The organism is Anaerolinea thermophila UNI-1 (assembly GCF_000199675.1).
GTDB lineage: Bacteria > Chloroflexota > Anaerolineae > Anaerolineales > Anaerolineaceae > Anaerolinea > Anaerolinea thermophila.
In genome coordinates this window covers 1,600,915-1,616,515 of the sequence record NC_014960.1, presented here as the reverse complement: position 1 = coordinate 1,616,515, position 15,601 = coordinate 1,600,915, and the positions used below count along the sequence as shown (strand labels likewise).

The 15,601-nt window shown below is 48.7% G+C and carries 15 protein-coding genes; 3 read left to right on the top strand and 12 right to left on the bottom strand.

The features are described 5' to 3' along the window. Nucleotides 1-4: 4 nt before the first annotated feature. From ANT_RS07260 to ssnA, 12 genes are read right to left on the bottom strand one after another with little or no spacing between them, the layout of a single operon-like run. Nucleotides 5-397 carry a hypothetical protein gene (locus tag ANT_RS07260; RefSeq protein WP_013559860.1) on the bottom strand — a complete coding sequence of 131 codons (393 nt, stop codon included), beginning with the start codon at nt 395-397 and terminating at the stop codon, nt 5-7. 1 nt (nt 398) lies between these two features. Beyond that, a complete protein-coding gene (locus ANT_RS16800) occupies nt 399-1,817 on the bottom strand; it encodes an FAD binding domain-containing protein (RefSeq protein WP_013559859.1) in 1,419 nt (472 codons plus the stop codon). Between the two features lie 3 nt (nt 1,818-1,820). Continuing rightward, nucleotides 1,821-2,609 (bottom strand): XdhC family protein, encoded by a 789-nt coding sequence (locus tag ANT_RS07245; RefSeq protein WP_013559858.1) that lies wholly within the window; start codon nt 2,607-2,609, stop codon nt 1,821-1,823. A gap of 18 nt (nt 2,610-2,627) precedes the next feature. Next, nucleotides 2,628-5,627, bottom strand: a complete 3,000-nt coding sequence (locus ANT_RS07240) for a molybdopterin-dependent oxidoreductase (RefSeq protein ID WP_013559857.1) — start codon at nt 5,625-5,627, stop codon at nt 2,628-2,630. 3 nt (nt 5,628-5,630) lie between these two features. Then, on the bottom strand, nt 5,631-6,395 hold the full coding sequence (locus tag ANT_RS07235; RefSeq protein WP_041454811.1) for an FAD binding domain-containing protein: 765 nt from the start codon (nt 6,393-6,395) through the stop codon (nt 5,631-5,633). Nucleotides 6,396-6,407: 12 nt separating this feature from the next. Further along, the gene (locus ANT_RS07230; protein WP_013559855.1) at nt 6,408-7,406 is read right to left on the bottom strand and encodes an LLM class flavin-dependent oxidoreductase; all 999 of its coding nucleotides are present in this window, start codon (nt 7,404-7,406) and stop codon (nt 6,408-6,410) included. After that, nucleotides 7,403-8,047, bottom strand: a complete 645-nt coding sequence (gene cofC / locus ANT_RS07225) for a 2-phospho-L-lactate guanylyltransferase (protein WP_013559854.1) — start codon at nt 8,045-8,047, stop codon at nt 7,403-7,405. The genes ANT_RS07230 and cofC overlap by 4 nt, the downstream gene beginning before the upstream one ends. Then, nucleotides 8,044-8,997, bottom strand: a complete 954-nt coding sequence (gene cofD / locus ANT_RS07220) for a 2-phospho-L-lactate transferase (RefSeq protein WP_013559853.1) — start codon at nt 8,995-8,997, stop codon at nt 8,044-8,046. Before cofD ends, cofC begins: the two co-directional genes overlap by 4 nt. Then, a complete protein-coding gene (locus ANT_RS07215) occupies nt 8,994-9,542 on the bottom strand; it encodes a 2'-5' RNA ligase family protein (protein WP_013559852.1) in 549 nt (182 codons plus the stop codon). Before ANT_RS07215 ends, cofD begins: the two co-directional genes overlap by 4 nt. A 1-nt stretch (nt 9,543) precedes the next feature. Continuing rightward, entirely contained in the window at nt 9,544-10,311 is a 768-nt protein-coding gene (gene cofE, locus ANT_RS07210; protein WP_013559851.1) for a coenzyme F420-0:L-glutamate ligase, read from the bottom strand. An 8-nt stretch (nt 10,312-10,319) separates the two neighbouring features. Continuing rightward, nucleotides 10,320-10,997 (bottom strand): NADPH-dependent F420 reductase, encoded by a 678-nt coding sequence (npdG, locus tag ANT_RS07205; protein ID WP_013559850.1) that lies wholly within the window; start codon nt 10,995-10,997, stop codon nt 10,320-10,322. A 4-nt stretch (nt 10,998-11,001) separates the two neighbouring features. Next, nucleotides 11,002-12,360 carry a putative aminohydrolase SsnA gene (gene ssnA / locus ANT_RS07200; protein ID WP_013559849.1) on the bottom strand — a complete coding sequence of 453 codons (1,359 nt, stop codon included), beginning with the start codon at nt 12,358-12,360 and terminating at the stop codon, nt 11,002-11,004. A 350-nt stretch (nt 12,361-12,710) separates the two neighbouring features. Here ssnA and ANT_RS07195 point away from each other — a divergent pair, with 350 nt between their 5' ends. The 3 genes from ANT_RS07195 to ANT_RS07185 are packed head-to-tail and all read left to right on the top strand — an operon-like array spanning nt 12,711 to nt 15,586. Continuing rightward, nucleotides 12,711-14,105: a dipeptidase gene (locus ANT_RS07195; protein ID WP_013559848.1), complete on the top strand. Its 1,395-nt coding sequence runs from the start codon at nt 12,711-12,713 to the stop codon at nt 14,103-14,105. After that, nucleotides 14,102-14,998: a DUF1385 domain-containing protein gene (locus ANT_RS07190; RefSeq protein WP_172634584.1), complete on the top strand. Its 897-nt coding sequence runs from the start codon at nt 14,102-14,104 to the stop codon at nt 14,996-14,998. The genes ANT_RS07195 and ANT_RS07190 overlap by 4 nt, the downstream gene beginning before the upstream one ends. A 33-nt stretch (nt 14,999-15,031) precedes the next feature. After that, nucleotides 15,032-15,586, top strand: coding sequence for a helix-hairpin-helix domain-containing protein (locus tag ANT_RS07185; RefSeq protein ID WP_013559846.1), 555 nt, complete (start codon nt 15,032-15,034; stop codon nt 15,584-15,586). The last annotated feature ends 15 nt before the right edge of the window (nt 15,587-15,601 follow it).

The following is a 15,601-nucleotide window of genomic DNA, read 5'->3' as shown; positions in this document are numbered from 1 at the left end:
ATCTCTACCGTGCACGCTTTCGCACACGTCCTTTGATAGGGGGAACATCATAGGGACCATATCGTGGAGGCGCGAATGCACTGTTCAAAAGAAAAGTAACAAAGGTAAAAAGTGCATAGAGCACCAGCATAAACGCCAGTGTGAGTATTGCTTTATAGTAGAGCCAGGGATCTCCATTGTAAAGAAAGTTCCCCGGGCGTGCCATTAAATCATAGGGCCAGGGAAACTGATTGGACTTGGTATTCCAACTGATGAAGACCTCGGCTGCAGCATAGGAAAGAAGCGGGATCAGCACCAGAAAGGCAAATCCTACTCCTCGCCAGATGGGATGAATTTGTCTTCTTTGCTCACGTTCTTCCCGATCCCGCTCCGATTGGTAAGATCCGTATTTGGGCATCTTAACCTCCTTTTTCTACGGCTTTCTCAACCGCCTCCACAATCTTATAATACCCTGTACAACGGCACAAATTTCCAGAAAATGCCTGCACAATCTCACCACGGGTAGGTTTGGACTTCTCTTTGAGCAACATTGCTGCCGAAACTAAAAATCCGGGAGTGCAGTAACCACATTGCACTGCCCCTGCTTCTACAAAGGCTTTCTGAACAGGGTGCAGTGTTTCGCCCTGAGCAAGCCCTTCCACGGTCACAATTTCTGCACCATGAGCGCGGGGCGCCGGGACCATACAGCTCATCACCGCCATACCATCCAGAATAATTGTACACGCGCCACACTCACCTTCGGCACAGCCTTCTTTAGTACCGATCAGAAGCCCATCTTCCCGCAACAACCTCAACAAGGTCTTGTGATGCCCGGAATGAAACACTCTCTCTTCCCCATTAACCTTACATATGATAGGTGGAGCAGAGTGCTCCTCAAAAACTATACTTTCGCTCAAGGAAGAATTCATTTTTCTGATTGAGAGAGTAATCGGTACGCGAGGCATCCCTTCTCTTTCATTGCCACCAGCGATGGCTTGCAAGGCGCGTTTTGCAATAACTCCGGTAATCTTCTTGCGGAATTGCGCCGAGCCCCGAATATCGGAAATCGGTTTGGCATCTCCCATGCACCTTTCAGCCGCTTCCAGGATAACCTCCGGCATTAGCACCTTACCGGTCAGGTATTCCTCGGCCGAACGGGCATGGATAATCGTTGGCGCCACTGACCCCAGGGTAATCTGTGCAGATTGTATGATGTTTTGTTCATCAAAATCTAAAAGGACTGCAAGATTGACTACCGAGATGGCTTGTGCTTTCCGTAAAGCATATTTCACAAAAGTTCCCTTTTGCGAAGAACGCATAGCAGGAAAGGCGATATCCACAAGCATTTCATCCGGCGCCAAAACCGTACGGCGAACGCCTGTATAAAACTCTTTGAGTGGAACCCGTCGCTCTCCCCGTTGAGAACGGAGCGTGAGCACTGCCCCTAATGCCATGAGTGGGGTAATAGTATCATTAGCGGGAGAAGCGGTGATCAAATTCCCGGCGACGGTACCCCGATTTCGGATTTGCGGAGACCCCACCTCCCAGCACGCACGCGCCAGTGGGTATGCCCGATCGTACAAAAGGTGAGAGGTTGCACATTGATTATGAGTGACCAGAGGCCCAAGGTGAATCCATCCGTCCTCATCCAGGGAAATGGTGTCCAATGCTGAAACCCGTGAAATATCAATTAAGGTTTCAACATCTTTCCGCCCACCTCTTTCCATTTCAAGGATGAGATCGGTAGCGCCAGCAATCACTCGCGCTTTCTCTTTCTCCTTTGCCAGCCACTCAAGGGCTTCCTCAATACGGGTTACAAGGCAATATCGCTTCCACATAGATTAAATTCTCATCCTTTCACCAGTACCGCCATTCCGAAGCATGATAATTTCAGCCAAAATGCTTACTGCAATTTCTTCGGGGGTCTCTGCGTTTAATTCTAAACCAATCGGAGAATGAACACGGGCAATTTTTTCCTCTGCAATACCGCTTTCCAGCAAGGCTTTCTTCGTAGTCAGCCAGCGCCGTTTTGAGCCTATGATGCCGATGTAAGCAGCCGGAGAGTCAAGCAACGCAGGCAACCCTGGAACATCAACGACACTCCCGCGGGTCGTCATCACAATGTATGTTTGTGGGGTGATCGTCATCGCCTGTGGTAGATCTCTCATAGGAACAGGATAGAACTCGTCACCATCGGGAATGGCTTCTGGATTGCAAAACTCAGGGCGGTCATCCGATATGGCTACGCGAAAACCAAGAAATTTTCCTAAATGAGCCACAGCCTTCCCAACGTGTCCTCCCCCAATTACCAGTAAAACTGGTTTGGGAAGTATCGGTTCTACATATATTTGCACAGTTCCTCCACAAACACCTGGATCGCCTTCCTTAGGATTCACCATTGAATAACTCAACAACCTGGGCTTTCCCTGTTGATACACATCCAGGGCTTCTTTAATCACACGGCTTTCCAGTTCGCCACCACCTACAGTTCCCAGAATGTGTCCATCGGGATACACAATCATCTTGCTACCTTCGTGGCGCGGTGTTGATCCTGCACTCCGAATGACTGTGCAAAGCACCGCCCCTTTTCCCTGACTCTCTAATTCGGCTAAGGCTTGAAAAACGCTCATACCGCCTCCTGTTACTCGTTAACCATTAATTCTTTTATTCCTTAAGGCGCGCCAAACCTTTTCGGGAGTAATCGGGTTTGCATCAATATCCACACCAACAGCATCCAGCACGGCATTGCCCACGGCTGGCGCAACTCCATCCATGGGAATCTCAGCTACAGCCTTCGCGCCAAATGGATGCGAAGGTTCATAAGTTTGCACAAAAATGGTATCCATCACCGGCATTTCATCAGCCCGGAAAATATGATAATCCCTTAAATCACGCTCCCGGGCTCTGCCTTTCTTATCATAGACCATTTCCTCGCTGACAGCATAACCTAAAGCCTGTGCCATTCCGCCTTCTATCTGCCCAGATGCCGTCACAGGATTGACGATGACCCCTGAATCTACCGCCATCACCAATCGGTCAACAGTAACTGATCCCGTTTCAACGTTGACCGTAACCTCGGCAAACTGTGCCGCAAACGGCGGAGGCGAAACAGGTGAGAAATATGACGCCACTCCCATAATTTGTTCCTGATTTTGGTGGTGTAAAGTATGATAGGCAACTTCCTGGTGTGTGACGTACCTGCCATCTGGGGCAATGGCTTTTCCATCTGCAAGTCGAATCTTCTCCGGGGGAATATCCTCATCCTGTTTAAGCATCTCTGCGGCACGGATGCGAATGCGTTCCGCCACCTGTTCAGCCGCCTTCACCACAGCAGTTCCTGAAATGTATGTGGTACTGGACGCATAAGCACCTTTATCAAAGGGAGTAAAGTCGGTATCGGAAGAATACACAATGATATTCTCCACCGAAGTACCTAAAACTTCCGCTGCCATTTGTGCGAGAACCGTGTCTGAGCCTGTGCCCAAATCGGTTGCTCCAACCAGCAAATTGAAGGAACCGTCATCATTCATCTTAATACTGGCACCGCCCATATCCAGATAAGGAATGGCTGTTCCCTGCATGACCAGCGCGACTCCAATACCGCGCCGAAGTTCCGGATGCCCTGGAATAGCATGCCAGTCTGGATTGCCAAACTTCTCATCCCACCCAATCACCGACTTGCCTTGACGCACACATTCTTCCAAACCAACAGTGTGAATGACCTCAGGACGGGGTTCCCGCCCTTCGCTCCATGCTGTGCTGAAGGGATGTAACTCTCCAGCACGGAGAGTATTTTTCAAACGGAACTCAATGGGATCCAGTTGAAGGGCGTGGGCAATCTTCTCCATATGGCGTTCTACCGCCCAGTACCCCTGTGGAACACCATATCCCCGATAGGCTCCAGCCGGCGGCGTATTTGTATAAACTACATCCGCGTAGAAGCGAATATTGGGCGATTGGCGATACACTCCATCGCCCACATATAATGCCATGGCTTTGTGCCCTGTGTTTCCAGTGACGGTTAAGGCATGGCATCCATATGCGCCGGTGTCACTCAAACAGTACATCTCATTTGCCGTAATTGTTCCATCGCGCTTCACCCCAGTTTTCATGTGGATTCTCATGGGATGACGAGAACGAGCCGCAATAAATTCTTCCTCGCGGGTATATTCATAACGAACAGGTCTGCCGGTAGCAATCGTCAAATGCGCCGCTACATCTTCGATCAGAACTTCCTGTTTCCCGCCAAAACCGCCTCCGATTCTGGGCTTGATCACCCGAATACGCTTAACAGGTAACCCCAATACCGGAGACAGAATCCGCCTCACATGGAAAGGAACCTGGGTGCTGGTGCGAATGACCAGACGATCATCCTCATCCCAATACGTTACCACTACATGGGGTTCAATATGTGCTTGCTGAACTTTGGGGACTTCATAATCACCTTCAAAAATCATATCGGCTTCGGCAAAGCCTTTTTCCACATTCCCAATATCAATACGAATTTTTGCAGCAAGGTTTCTGGCAGGATCAGAATCAGCAAAATTCACGTATTCAGGTTCATCGTGAATTTGCACCGCGCCAGGTTGCATGGAAAGGGCAGGGTCAAGAATGGCAGGCAGTTCTTCATACTCGACTTCAATAAGTTGCAGAGCCTTTTCAGCAATTTCTTCGGTTTCTGCAGCAACAAACGCCACACGATCCCCTACAAAGCGAACTTTATTGTCAAGCGAAAAGGTATCCAGGGGACCGGGAATAGGGTCAGACTGTCCGGCTGTAGAATAAACCACGCGAGGAATATCTTGCCAGGTCAACACGGCCGCAACCCCAGGCAGGGCTCGAGCCTTCGAGACATCGATGTGCTTGATTCTTGCATGTGCCACCGGGCTGTGAAGAACCTTAGCAACCAGCATGCCTCGCATTTCGATATCATCTGTAAACGCCGGCTTGCCCTGAACCAGTTTGATGGCATCCACTTTCTTTTCTGGTTTGCCTACCACAGATGTGTTTACGACATCCGGATGTGTCCATATTTTGGGAGTGATACGGGTTTGAGTTTTTACCGCCGGTATTTCCGAAGACATGGGGTTTTCCGGCGACGGGTTGGTTGTTTTCCAGTCAACAGGGATAATATCGCCATTTTCTTCAGATAAAGGCTGTTCCCCACGCATATACCGCGCTGCTTGGAGGACGGCTTCTACAGGCTTCACATATCCTGTACAACGACAAAGAATTCCTGAAAGGGCGTCTCTGACCTCTGTTTCTGAAGGGTTAGGATTTTTTTCCAGTAAAGATTTTGCCGCAAGCACCATTGCGGGAGTACAGTAGCCACATTGAATCGCACCCGATTCAACCATTGCCTGTTGAATGGGATGAAGTCCTCTGGAAGTTTTCCAACCATGCTCTGGGTGCTCGCCTAATCCCTCCACCGTCTCCACAACATGGCCATCCGCCTGTGCTGCAAGCATACAACATGAATTAACCGGAATCCCGTCCAGGAGCACAGTACACGAGCCACATTCCCCTTCAGAACATCCGCCAAATTTCACACTAAAATATCCTTCACGGCGCAAAACTTTTAAGAGCGTATCAGAAGGATGAATCTCAAATGTCTTCTCTTGCTGATTAATGGTTAAGGTGATTTGCATGGCTTAATCCTCCATTGTCTCCAGCAACTTCAGAAGCCTCCTCAGCAATTTCTCCCCCACATCCATGCGATACTCACTGGAAGCCCATTCATCGTCACTTTGTTTTAATACAGATCGAAGTGCTACCTCAGCCCCGCCTGGTTCTGGACCGTCCAAAACAAGCAAAGGCGTCTTTCCAAAACCTCCAACGGCAATCCGAGTTCTCCTGGATTGCCACCTGGCAACTGCCACCACCAGAATGGGCAAATCGCGGGGTGTGCGCGCCACCCAATCTACAGCCACTTTGACCTTCGTGTGCACGAAAATTGAACGAATCAGAATACCCTGATTCCAATGCTCTCGAAGGGCAAAATAATCTCCCAGGCTTTTTTCTTCTTCTCCGGGCAACCATTGTAATCGTGCATCTGCCGCGAGAAGAGAGGTACCCAGAACGGACCTTCCGCTACTGGTAACCAGCGTTCCTGCAAGGGACTGCATTCGTCTCAGGTTGGCAGAGGTCTCACGATGGGCAGATTGTCTAAGCCATTGAGGAAGATCAGGGTGATCTACCAGAGATTGTAAGCGGGTGGTTGCACCGATTGAAAGCCCTCTATCGGTAACTTCAACAAAATCCATTCCTAACTTTTGCAAATCCACAACGGCAATATCCTCATTGGCATGTCTGCTGAGGTAGGATCCACCTGCCAGAGGAAGCGTGCGCGGAAAAGTGCGAGACAACAAGGCAAGGGCATCCTCCAGGGTCTCAGGACGATGGTACTCAATGATCATACTCACCTCATTTTATTCCTGGGCAAAAGTATCAATCAACAATCGAACGTCCCCACCAACCGGATACAAAATTGGGCAGGTGCATCCATTGCGGCGATATTCTTCCACTTTGGCACGAGCCTCATCCGGAGTACCCGAAGCGGTAATACGGTGAATTAAATCTTCAGGTACGAGGTGCTTAGCCCGTTGAATTTGCTCATGGGTAGCAGGCCAGCCTAAGATCGATTGAATCTCCGACACCACATCCATAGAAACCCCAGACGCCTTAGCAATATGGGGTTGTTGAGCAAGATATTGGGTCAGTAATTCTCGTGTCGTGTCAATGGCTTTGTCATGGTCATAATCCACCGAACACACCACCAACTGCGGACGATCCAGATCATCCAGTGTTCTGCCGGCTTTTCGGGCGCCTTTTTCAAGCAATTCAAGGGCTTTTAAGTTATATTCAGGCGGCACACAATAATTCAAAACTACCCCATCAGCAATCTCTCCAGTAAGTTCCATCATCTGATCCCCCGTAGCCCCAATCATAATCGGCACGTTTCTGGGTTCCCGTCGTCCATGGACAACGTCCAGTTCGATCCCATCTACATGCACAAACTCGCCATGGAAAGTAACCCGTTCCATGTTCAACAAGCGCCGTAAAACGGTAACAGTTTCCCGCATGGCAACCAGAGGTTTTTTCCGTTCAATTCCCACGTTCTTTGCCAAGGGATCCCACCACGCGCCGATTCCACAGATAATTCGATTGGGAGCAAGATCGTCCAACGTGAGGAAAGTGGCTGCCAACAAGCCAATATTCCGCGTCCAGTTATTGATCACTCCGGACCCCACCTTGATTCGCTCGGTTACTGCTGCATATGCCGCCATGGGGACAATGGCATCTCGAACAAGCCGGCTTTCCGCCTGCCAGACAGCCTCAAAACCGCGCACCTCTGCATATCGAACGTAATCCAAGCCAGCACGCAAATCGTGCGCATCTTGCAAATACAAAGCCACCCGCTGTTTCATACATTCCTCCTGATCGGTTTAGCAAATTTTTGGAAAAAATTTGGGTCCTTTTCATACAAAAGAGACAGATCTTCCGGCGTATCTAAATCCAGAGCAAAGGTTTCACTCTCATATACCTCTACTCTATACCCGTTCTTTTTTGCGAAAGCCAAATGTCGCTCGAATGATCCCGGACCAAATGAATATCTCGAACCTTCTGCTGGGTTGAAGAGCAAGCCATTCGTGCCATCTCGATTGCGGTCTGGAGCAATTACCATCGCTTTAGGTTTTTGAGCCTTTTGAATCAATTGATACACATCCCAGGCTGTAATTAAAGGCAAATCCGCAGGAAGAACCAGAATTTCCTGCGCCCCTTGCCATTTAGCCATGAAATCGGCTTTCTGCAAGTCAAGATTAAGGTTCAACCTATCATCTTCTGAGTGCAGGGTAACCGCATGATATTCCCGAGCCGTTGCCAGGACCTTTGGGTCTTTGCTCACCACTAAAACGCGGGAGATTAACTCAACCGAAGAGAGAACTTCTAATGAATGCCAAAGCAATGAAAAATTAAGGGCTTCACGTTCCTCTACAGAAAGCATTCCCGCCAACCGCGATTTACCCTGATGTAAAGGCTTTACCGGAACAATCGCCCAGAGATTCATTGTCTCCCTTTATAAAGCATCAGTTTTTGACAAAATTCAAGTGTCTCTTTGGCTAAATTCATCCGATCAATGTAATCTTGCATCACCGTTTTGGTGACAAGCACATGAATGCCCATGGCTTCCAATTCATCCCGACAAGAGTTATCCACCGCATCAATCACCAATCCATCTATTAACCCTCTATAACTTTCGGCAACCGCAAGAACAGAGGGGGCAATACCCAATTCCTCATACATTTTCGCAGCAGGGCCCTTGATGGCTTTTCCTCCTACGATGGGCGAAACGGCTACACGAACACAAATTCCTTCACAAGACTCTTTGATCCCCGGAACATTCAGAATCGGAGCAATGCTTACCCAGGGATTGGATGGACAGATCACCAAACAATCGGCTTGCTCTAACGCATCCAGAACTCCAGGGGCGGGCAAGGATTGCTCTACACCCTTGAATGCAAACTTCTTGACCCTGGGCTGGCACTGTTGAGCAACGAAATATTCCTGAAACGGCAACCAGCCCATTTCCTGAGTTTCAACCCATGTCTCAACCGGTTGATCGCTCATGGGTAAAACCAGTGGTGCGATTCCCCAGGAATGAGAGAAGTCCCGTACAATCTTACTCAACGGTTCGCCCTGAGATAAACGCCGGGTGCGTTCAAGATGGGTACCCAAGTCCTTGTCACCCAGTTGAAACCAGTCTGGTCCTCCAAGACGACGAATCGAATCCAGAGCATTCCAGGTTTCCTCTGAGCGTCCCCAACCTGTCAAAGAATTTGCCAATCCTGCCAGGGTGTAACAGACCGTGTCCAGATCGGGACAAATACGCAAACCAAAATGGTTAAAATCATCACCTGTGTTAACAATAATGGTGAGATCCTCTGCGGGGAGCACTCTGGCTAATCCATCCGCCATTTTTGCTCCGCCTACCCCACCAGCCAAAGCGACCACTTTCATACAGACTTCTCCTTGCTAAAGGGAAAAATAGTGCCAACCCCATCGTGAGCATCATCCCGATATATGACAGCGAAGTTATCCAGCCAAACTTCACATCTCAGGTCAAGCGAGCAAAGTTCCTGAAAAACCTCTCCAACGTTGCAGGAAAAAGCCTTTCTGTTAAGTGTGATATGAGGGATCCACTCCTCTGGAGAGTAATACAATTCCTGATTTAAGGCACAGGGAGAAATTTCTGCCCATATGGTGCGATGTATCTCATGCACTTGAGGACTACGCACTACAGGCAAATAAAAAACAGGCTTCTTTCCCGTAAAGACCCCTAAGCCTGAAATACTGGCACGTATTTGCCTGCGCCCTTGAGTCAGCCCTTGTAAATTCTTTTCTAACTTTTCCATATCATAAACCGGACTGACATGCCAGGAAATATGCGGCCTTTCCACCAACTCAAGTCCATATCTGCTAAAAATCTTCTTAAGCCGAGTCCAAACCTCGGAAAAAGCCGGGTTGTTTTCTAAAGCGAGTAGAGAGACAACGGCAAAGAACATCTTACCTGAATAAATCCAATTCTTTGGGTCGAATTAACTCCTGGATGGAGGACTCCCTCAACGGATAAGGAAACCCTCTAACCAGAACTACAGGCGTACCTTCATCGGCTTGCCCCATGACCAGAGAAGCCGCTGCTGCCAGTTCATCCGCCGCCCCAATCATGGTGATTCTTAAGCGATAGCCGTACAGGTCCGGTTTACCGCGCAAATCTACCAAACCAGGGACACCCGCCAGCCCAATGGCTACCCCAACCGTTCCCATCCTCCATGCCCGTCCATGAGAATCGATAATCATCACCCCAATTCTCTTCTGCGTCTTCTGGAAAACCTGATCGCGGATAACTCGAGCAGAAGAATCGGCATCTTCAGGCAAGAGAAGCACCCAATCTTCCGAATTACCCCAGGGACCTCGCACGTTGGAGTGATCAATCCCCGCATTGGCACACACAAAGCCATTGCGATGCTCCACGATGATGGTGCCCAGGCGGCAACGCAATACCGAGCGGCTTTCCCGTAAAACCAGTTCTATGAAACGCGGGTCTTTCTGTGTAATCTCAGCGTATTCGTACGCTTTTGCAGAAGGGGTAACGGTGGTCAAGTTCACAAATCTCCCCTCTGCTTTTGATACAATTTTTTGTGCGAGGACCAGAATATCCTCATCCTGTAAAGAGAGGTTGTTTTCTTCCAGCGCTTTCAGAATGATTTCACTGAGAACATCGCCTGTCTTAATTTCAGGGATTCCCGAAATAGGGAGAACTTGAAGAGACACTTCTTGTTTTACTCCTTCTTTCGTTGTACACCTGTAATGCGAATACCAGCAGACTCAACCCCATATTGCTTGTTAATTCCAATCAATATGGAGGTGAGTCCCTCAGCCACGATAGAATTCTCAATCGGGCCGGCATCCCATCCAGTCAAACCGGCGGCCTCTACGAGTTTAATCACCTCTGCGCGAGCCGCTCGAGTCCCACCACAGACAAGCACATCACACTCAATTTCATGATCATTGAGTAAATGTTCATAGGAAATATTTTGGAAAGCAGAGACCACCTGAACATCCGGTCCAAGAATATTTTGCGCTTCCTGAGCGGCACTGCCTGCCGGAGGAATATGCACGCGGGTCACCTTAGGAGGCATCAGGGGCACGGTCACATCAATCAAAATCTTGCCCTGAACTTGATCTTTAATAGTAAGCAGCGTCTCCTGATGTGCTGCATAAGGCACTGTCAACACCACAATATCTGCCTTTTCGGCGGCTTCCTGATTGGTCATTCCTTCCATGCGAACCGCTTCACCCAACCGTTCTCTTAATTCCGCCACGGTCGCCAGGGCTTTCTCCCGAACCCGTGAACCAATTAAGACTGTATATCCAGCCTTTGCCCAGCGATACGCCAAGCCTTTGCCTTCTTTTCCTGTTCCCCCAATGATTGCAATCGTCTGTTCTGGTGATTCCATACGTTTATCCTTTCTGTTCCATCAATTTCCTGTAGCGTTCCCACGTTGCGGGAACACGAGCGAGCACGGCTTCAGAAATTCCCTGTTCATCGAGTGTAATCAATTTGCGATCTCGCATCAACACCTTCCCGGCAACCATGGTCATGGTAATCATGCTTTCCTGCATACCAAAAATGATATGCCAGGGAAGATTCGCTTCTGTTACAGGGGTATAGGGATGGTAATCTACCAGAATTAAGTCTGCTTCTGCTCCCACTTCAATAGCCCCTACCTTCTTTCCAGAAAACAGGGTTTCCACCAGAGCGCGATTGTTGTAAACGCCCATCTGCACTACCTGATCAGCCCCCATACGGCGAGGATCCAAATTGGCGTGTTTGTGGAGAAAATAAGCAAACTTCCATTCCTGCCACATGGTGTTGGAATGTCCATCATTTCCCAAACAAACACGAATGCCTGCACGCATCATCGACTCAACTTGTGCAGTACCCACACCGTTATTCATATTGGATCGCGGCTGATGGGTAACCCAAGTTTGAGTCCGAGAAAGTTGGAAAATTTCCTGTGCATCCACATGCACGGCATGCACGGCAATGCTTCGAGGTCCAAGAATTCCAAAATGCGAAAGGCGATCCACAACCCTCATTCCGCTCTTTTGAAGGGAGTCATATTCATCTACCGAGTGTTCAGCCACATGCACATGAAATCCAATGTGTTCAGGGACGGCCTCCCGAGCCTTTCTGAGGGTTTCATCACTCAAGGTCAAACTGGCATGTAAACCGAACATCCCGGAAAGTCGCCCATCCAAATTATCCCCTTTCTGAAGTCTCTGGAGGAAACGTACATTTTCACGAATTCCCGCATCTCGTCGAGCAACACCATCACGATCGGTCACTTCATAGCATAATGATGCCCGAACTCCGCTTTCTTCCACGGCTTTAGCAATTTGATCCAGGGACCCATCAATGGCATTGGGAGAAGCATGATGGTCAATCAATGTCGTCGTGCCATGCCGAATTGCATCCATCAAACAAACCAGAGCAGAGTAATACACGTCTTCTTCAGAAAGTGCCTTATCTAATCCCCACCACAGTTTCCGCAAAATCTGAGGGAAATCAGCCGGCGGGGTACCATAAACGGACATTCCCCGAGCATATGCCCCATAAAAATGGGTATGAGCACAAATGTTTCCTGGCATCAACCATTGTCCATTTGCGTCCAATTTTTCCTCTTGGGGATATCTCTCCTCCAGGTCTTTTGAGGGACCAAAATCAACTATTTTTCCATCGCGCACTAATACAGCCGCATTGTAGAGAATTTCATTCGGCTCAGACCATCGAACAATTTGACATCGTAAAATCAGCATGCTACCTCCTGAGATGAAAACAAACCGGCAAGCATCAAAAGGCTTGCCGGAAACAGGTTTACATCATCGAAACAATCGTCTGGGTAGATATCATCAGGAAACCGGTGGATTCTTTCTGCATTCCATCACGCCTCAGGGTCGGGTTGGAACTGTGGCACTTTTCGACGAGCGATGCCCCGCTCGACGCCGACTAAAGACTTAGTCGACCACCGTGTTCCATAAAATTTTATCACAAGTCTTTGTTCGAATACGATGCCGACTCCTCTCAGTCCAATCCCAAACATGGCAAACCCTTCTGAAATTGCATATAATTTGGAAAGATAGATTTATTCTTTAGGAGGCGCTTCATTATGAGCATTCATCGGGAAGAAGCGATTTTGTTCGCCCGTTCACACATAGAAGAATACATAAGTTCCCTCAAAAAACTTGTTGAAATCCCTTCCATATCTACTTTGCCCGAAAATCAAGGCGACGTCCAGAGAGCCGCAACGGAACTGGCTTATCAAATGGAAACACTTGGATTGCAAAATGTTCAGGTAATGCCCACGCAGAGGCACCCGGTAGTGTATGGAGAGGACTTATCTGCAGGTCCAGACAAACCCGTGGTACTGATTTACGGCCATTACGATGTTCAACCCGTTGATCCTCTGGAATTATGGGAAACCCCTCCCTTTGAACCGCAGGTGAAAGGGGATTTTCTGGTAGGCAGGGGCACCTCGGACATGAAAGGACAAATCGCTGCCACGCTTGCTGCGTATCATGCCCTTCGCAGTACTCATGGCATGCCCGTAAATGTGAAATTTATCGTGGAAGGGGAGGAAGAGATTGGCTCTCCTCACCTGCGTAATTTTGTCGAAAACCATCGTCAACTGTTAGCAAGCGATATTTCATTAAATCCTGATGCAGGGATGCTGGCACCACATCTGCCCACTATTGTATATGCTTTGAGAGGCCTGGCATTCTTTGAATTGCTTGTGTACGGTCCTTCCCACGACCTGCATTCCGGTGTTTTTGGCGGGGTCATTCATAATCCGGCTCAGGTGCTTTGTGAGGTCATTGCAGGCCTGCACGATAAAAACGGGACTGTTACATTGCCAGGGTTCTATGATCGTGTCAGACCTCTACCCGATTGGGAGAAAAAAGAACTGGCACGTCTCCCTTTGGAATCCGAAGTACTGCTAGAGCAAACCGGGGTTCCTGCTTTGTGGGGAGAAGCAGAATTTAACTTCGCCGAGCGAATAGGTGCGCGCCCTACACTGGAGGTAAACGGTCTGTATTCGGGCTTTACCGGACAGGGATCGAAAACGATTATTCCGTCCTATGCCATGGCGAAGATTTCGTGTCGGCTGGTTCCCGACCAAAATCCCCATGAAGTTCACGAACAACTGCTCCATCACCTGAAAAATGTCATGCCCTCAACCGTTCGCTGGGAGTTGAAATATCTGGGCGGTGGTAACCCATGTATGACAGATATTCGCCATCCAGCTAACCAAGCACTTGCTGCTGCTCTTGAAACCGCTTGGGGAACCCCACCCATTTATAAACGAGAAGGTGGCAGTGTTCCTGTAATTGGGGACTTTAAAGAGATACTCGGCATAGAAACCGTGCTGACGGGATTTGGATTACCCGACGATCGGATTCACAGTCCTAATGAACACTTGCATCTTCCTACATGGAAAAAGGGCATCGAAGCCTTAATCCATTTCTTCTTCAATCTGGCAGAACAGGAAGGATTGAAACATTGAAATCTCCACGAATGCCTGCTTACGGTGGTCAAGCTCTGATTGAGGGCGTCCTGATGCGCAGTCGTTATGTCGCGGTAGCGGCAATGCGAACTCCAGAAGGGCAAATTACGCTTCATGTTGAACCTCTTTCCAATATTTACCGCTCCAAATTCTGGCAATTGCCTTTTGTTCGTGGCGTCATAGCCCTTTGGGATGCCCTGGGGTTAGGAATGCGCTTTCTGACCATATCTGCAAATTTACAAGCGCCAGAGGAGGAAAAATTAGAGGGAAAGTCTGCTATCTTAACTGTCGGTGTCTCTCTGATTCTGGCAATTGGTTTGTTCTTTCTGATACCGGCAGGGATTGCTCAATTCCTGCAAAACCTCTTAAGCATCAACGCCTTTGCCAGTAACTTAATTGAGGGGGTTGTACGGCTGATTTTTGTGATTGGTTACATCTGGGGCATTGGGCAAATCCCTGAGATTCAACGGGTTTTTGCATATCACGGGGCAGAGCATAAAACCATCAATGCATTTGAAGGAGAAGCGGAACTCACTCCCGAAAAAGTGCGGGAATATCCTCTGGAACATCCCCGGTGTGGCACATCTTTCCTGCTCACACTGATCATTGTTTCCATTATCGTTTTCACGCTTTTAGGAGACTTAACACCATTTTGGAGAATTGCTACAAGAGTGATTTTCCTGCCAGTGCTGGCAGGGATTGCCTATGAGTACATTCGCTGGAGCGCGAACCACATCGAAAACCCTCTGGTTAAGAGTCTGATTCAACCCAATCTGGCTTTACAACGTTTGACCACCCGTGAACCCGACCCTTCTATGCTACAGGTTGCCATCACAGCCTTTACAGAGATGCTGCGTCTGGAAAAGGAATACTCACAATCTCAAGAAATGTAATCCTTTTCTGAATCTCGTTGGGAGGATTGCCGAATGGAAGAATGGCAGGACTGGCAAAAATACCTGGTGGCATTTTTCTTCGGCTTGATTGCAAGCGCGGTCATCCTGCTCATTGCCCGGCGTCCAACCGGAATACCGCTCACCCTCTATCCACCGCCCACTCCACAACCATACCAGGTTCATGTGGATGGTGCAGTAAATTCTCCTGGAGTGTACACTCTGGAAAGGGGAAGCCGTGTACATGACGCGGTTAAGGCAGCAGGTGGTACTACCGAGTCTGCCAATCTTCGGGAGATTAATCTAGCAGCCCCTGTGAAAGATGGACAGAAGATTTACATCCCATCCATGGATGAAACTCCCATTCCTTCAGGAACAAAGCAAGGCGACAAACCACTTGTGGACCTCAATCATGCCTCTTTCGAAGAATTGATGACCTTGCCAGGAATTGGCGAAGACCGCGCAAGAGAAATCATCCAATATCGAGAATCTCACGGAGGATTTTCTGAACTTGAGGAATTGATGAATATTTCTGGAATCGGGGAAGCAACCTTTGAAAAGATAAAACCCTTTATTTTCATCACACCATGAACTTTTAGGAGGATA

Excerpts from the sequence above, each read along its gene's own strand:
- ANT_RS07260 (WP_013559860.1), bottom strand. The coding sequence starts at position 397 with ATGCCCAAATACGGATCTTACCAATCGGAGCGGGATCGGGAAGAACGT.
- ANT_RS16800 (WP_013559859.1), bottom strand. The coding sequence starts at position 1,817 with ATGTGGAAGCGATATTGCCTTGTAACCCGTATTGAGGAAGCCCTTGAG.
- ANT_RS07245 (WP_013559858.1), bottom strand. The coding sequence starts at position 2,609 with ATGAGCGTTTTTCAAGCCTTAGCCGAATTAGAGAGTCAGGGAAAAGGG.
- ANT_RS07240 (WP_013559857.1), bottom strand. The coding sequence starts at position 5,627 with ATGCAAATCACCTTAACCATTAATCAGCAAGAGAAGACATTTGAGATT.
- ANT_RS07235 (WP_041454811.1), bottom strand. The coding sequence starts at position 6,395 with ATGATCATTGAGTACCATCGTCCTGAGACCCTGGAGGATGCCCTTGCC.
- ANT_RS07230 (WP_013559855.1), bottom strand. The coding sequence starts at position 7,406 with ATGAAACAGCGGGTGGCTTTGTATTTGCAAGATGCGCACGATTTGCGT.
- cofC (WP_013559854.1), bottom strand. The coding sequence starts at position 8,047 with ATGAATCTCTGGGCGATTGTTCCGGTAAAGCCTTTACATCAGGGTAAA.
- cofD (WP_013559853.1), bottom strand. The coding sequence starts at position 8,997 with ATGAAAGTGGTCGCTTTGGCTGGTGGGGTAGGCGGAGCAAAAATGGCG.
- ANT_RS07215 (WP_013559852.1), bottom strand. The coding sequence starts at position 9,542 with ATGTTCTTTGCCGTTGTCTCTCTACTCGCTTTAGAAAACAACCCGGCT.
- npdG (WP_013559850.1), bottom strand. The coding sequence starts at position 10,997 with ATGGAATCACCAGAACAGACGATTGCAATCATTGGGGGAACAGGAAAA.
- ssnA (WP_013559849.1), bottom strand. The coding sequence starts at position 12,360 with ATGCTGATTTTACGATGTCAAATTGTTCGATGGTCTGAGCCGAATGAA.
- ANT_RS07195 (WP_013559848.1), top strand. The coding sequence starts at position 12,711 with ATGAGCATTCATCGGGAAGAAGCGATTTTGTTCGCCCGTTCACACATA.
- ANT_RS07185 (WP_013559846.1), top strand. The coding sequence starts at position 15,032 with ATGGAAGAATGGCAGGACTGGCAAAAATACCTGGTGGCATTTTTCTTC.